Source organism: Desulfobacter sp., from assembly GCF_050177295.1.
In genome coordinates, this window is record NZ_JBFXHE010000469.1 from 1 (window position 1) to 3,217 (window position 3,217).

Genomic DNA, 3,217 nt, shown 5'->3' on the forward strand with positions numbered 1-3,217 from the left:
ATCTGTTTCACCTAAAAGCTCCTTGTGCCGTATTAGACAGTTTTTTTAAAATTTAGTAAAATTTAGGGATTAATATAATTGCTGGTCAACGGTTTGTAAAGGTAAGCCGGTAAGGAAGGCAGGGGCGCGGCAATTAAGGTGCCGTCTTTTTTATCCGGTCTCCTGGTTTTTTGGGCCACCCGCAGCACCTGCAGCTGCGCCATTCTTGTAGCATTGGCTGCCATACCGCACCACCTGACGGCACAGCCCCCGGATTATACTGACTTCCCGAGCTCTGAGCTGGTAGCGGCTTAAAAAATTGCGGGCCTTGTCAAGCCGGTGTTCCGGATTTTCATGATTGATGTAATCGATTCGGGCAAAGGTCTCTTTTAGTTCTTCATACATGTTCTCCAGCTCATGCCGACAGGCCAGCCTGGGGATATGACATTCCGGTGCCCGGGTGCGGGCCTGAAAGAGTTCATAACACATGACCATGACGGCCTGGGCCAGGTTCAGGGAAGAAAATCCGGCTGTGGGAATATTCACAAGCTCGTGGCATAGCTGCAAATCTTCATTGGTCAAACCCCGGTCCTCGGGGCCGAAAAGAACGGCTACCCGGTTTTCTGAAGAAATGGGGATCAGTTTTGCGGCAAGATCGGCGGGAGAAGAATTCACCCGGCGTGTGCCACCAAGCCTTGCGGTGGTTCCGACAATCCAGTTGAACGCCCCAAGGGCCTCAGGAAGCGTGCTGCAGACCTTCATGGCCTTTACCAGTCCGGAAGCGGAGTGGGTTGCCACTTTCAGAACACGTTCCATGTCAAGGTGCCTGGGCGCAGACACAATCAACTGCCCCACCCCCATGTTTGCCGCAGCCCGGGCCGCGGCACCAATATTTTCCGGAATCCGGGTATCATGAAGCACAATGGCGACATTTTCCATGCGAATCTTTTGACACATCCTATTCCCCTTTTACGTCCCACTCAAAATCTTTCCGGTGATCAGCGCAGTATCACCGCAGCGGGGTTGCCGCAAGCGTTGCTGCGCACTCTGCGCGATGAAGATAATCATGCCGCATAATCGGTTGTCAACAGATAAAACTGCTACACCCTCAGCTTCACATACGGATCAGTGAAGAAAAAAGAGGTGGCATACCGTGGAGGCAGTTGCCCACATCACGATGGCGTAGAGCCAATTGCTCTGGATGATCAGTTTCGGTGACACCTGGTACCGGCTGACCAACGCCAGTCCGACGCCGGACAATGGACTGCTGGCCGTTGCTATGGCCCAGCAACTGAGAAATAGAAAACCCAGTTGAGAAGGATTCGGGTTGAGCGGAAGAAGCAGGGGACTGGCGATGGAAATGCTGACAACCGGATGAACGCCGGCGATTCCGATGATGATCATCACAGCCAATATCATCGACAGCAGCCCCGGAGTCAAGGCTGATCCCTCAAGGCTGAACAATGCAGGATACACAAGGGTCATTGATTTTATCCCTGCCGAAAAAACACCTGCAGCAAGGAACAGGGTAAACTGGCTGCCGACCGATAGCAGGCTATTTTTAATAAAGTCATGCAGCGCAGTTATCCTCGGACGGAATTTCATGAAAATAACGGCCCCGAAAGGTGAAATCAGGCAGATAATGGTAAGAATGCTGATATCGGGTTGAATATAATGAACACTGAGAACAACTGCAGCAAGAAACGTCGGCACTATCATGGTTGCCGTTTTGAATGGATATCCGGAAAAGAGTTCTTTTCTGAAAAAACATACTTCAACAATTGAATAGCCAATGGCAAGAAGACTCATCATCGCACCGGGGATCAAGGTTTGCCGCCATGACATGCCGGGGGCGTACGTGAGGGCAACACCCGTAGCGACAAAGAAGGGAGACCACCATGCCGCCGAACAGAACGAGCGGGCAAGAACGATCGTCTGAGTTTTGGTCAAGATGCCGTTTTTACGAAGACGATCACCGAAAACAAACAGCACTGACAGATTGATAATCGATCCGAGCAGGTGGGTGCCGAATGCTGTAACGGCAACAGACCGCTTTCCCTGGGGCAGCGTCTGGCCTTCGATGCCGGTATTTGTCAAGGCAAGGAAAGAGACGGAAACAAACATCGCCAGCAGCGGCAGGTTGGTGGCAAGAATTTTCTGCCAGCCAAGAAACACGCCCCGGAAAGCCGCAAAGGCAACGAGGATGCAGCCGGTTATGAGGAGCAGCAATGCCTGGTTGCGTGGACCCTTGCCCAGGGTAGGCCACATGAGAACCGGCACAAGCCAGCCGAGCAGTGTCGGTAGAGCCAGAATAGAGGGCACGGGAATACTTATAAGATACAGAACAAGCGTCCCAGCGATAATCCACCCGATATACATTTGCATTTTATTGTTTCAACCTGTCTTCAAGGCCGTAATACCATTAGCGCTTACCGGGGAGAGTCAAAACAAATGCAACAATAATTCGAGTTTAGAGCAGCATTAATCAAGTCCCAGGTTGTCGTAAAAGTGCCGGCGTTTCATCCTGCGCAGTGCCTTATCTTCTTTGACCAGATAGCAGTATTTGTTGTTTTGGTCATCAAAACATTCAAACAGTCCGGTATAATCTTCTATATCTGTAACATCACAGATCCTGGAAACATCATCGTTAAACCGCCGGCATACCGAAACCCAGTCTTCAATTTTCGAGTCTTTTTTGATGGTGATCGCCTTTGAGGCCTCATCATATTCCGCCTGGATGGATTTCATGTCAATACCTCCAGATTTTTAAAATTAGAGGGTCAAAAAGGCCCTGTTTATAAAATTTATTTTAGCAGAATAACCCTTTTTGTGTAAAATCTAAAATGTACAATCCTGTCGGATTGAGTGTGTTTTTTTATAAATTTTAAATGAAAGCAACCTTGAAAAGTGCCTAATTCTCAGTTCCAATGCCATCACACTTACGTGAGCGGCATTAAATGTTCGCGGTCCCTGCTGCGGCCCTGTCTTTCGATGGCCTGGAGCAGGCGGGTAAAAATCAGGTAGTGAAAAGGAAGGAAAAAATACCAGTATATATCACCCCAGATACCGTGAGGTTCAAAGTATGCGGTTACAATGAGGCGGTTCAGGTGAGGGTTTTCAGCTTTGACGGTAAATTCCAGCCAGGCCTGGCCCGGCAGTTTCATCTCGGCCCTTAATAGAAGCCGGCGGTAGGGCTCGATTTTCTCCACACGAAAAAAATCGATCACGTCATTTTCCC

Annotated in this window: 4 protein-coding genes; all 4 read right to left on the reverse strand. The window is 49.5% G+C overall.

The genetic code is table 11. The annotated features are described in order from the left end of the window. Positions 1-150 precede the first annotated feature (150 nt). A complete protein-coding gene (locus tag AB7U36_RS21190) occupies positions 151-936 on the reverse strand; it encodes an RNA methyltransferase (protein ID WP_428161610.1) in 786 nt (261 codons plus the stop codon). Positions 937-1,104: 168 nt separating this feature from the next. After that, a complete protein-coding gene (locus AB7U36_RS21195; RefSeq protein WP_428161570.1) occupies positions 1,105-2,364 on the reverse strand; it encodes a hypothetical protein in 1,260 nt (419 codons plus the stop codon). Between the two features lie 96 nt (positions 2,365-2,460). Continuing rightward, positions 2,461-2,727 (reverse strand): hypothetical protein, encoded by a 267-nt coding sequence (locus AB7U36_RS21200; protein ID WP_004073296.1) that lies wholly within the window; start codon positions 2,725-2,727, stop codon positions 2,461-2,463. A gap of 191 nt (positions 2,728-2,918) precedes the next feature. Next, on the reverse strand, positions 2,919-3,217 hold a 299-nt coding region (locus tag AB7U36_RS21205; protein WP_428161611.1), incomplete at its 5' end, for a DUF2867 domain-containing protein.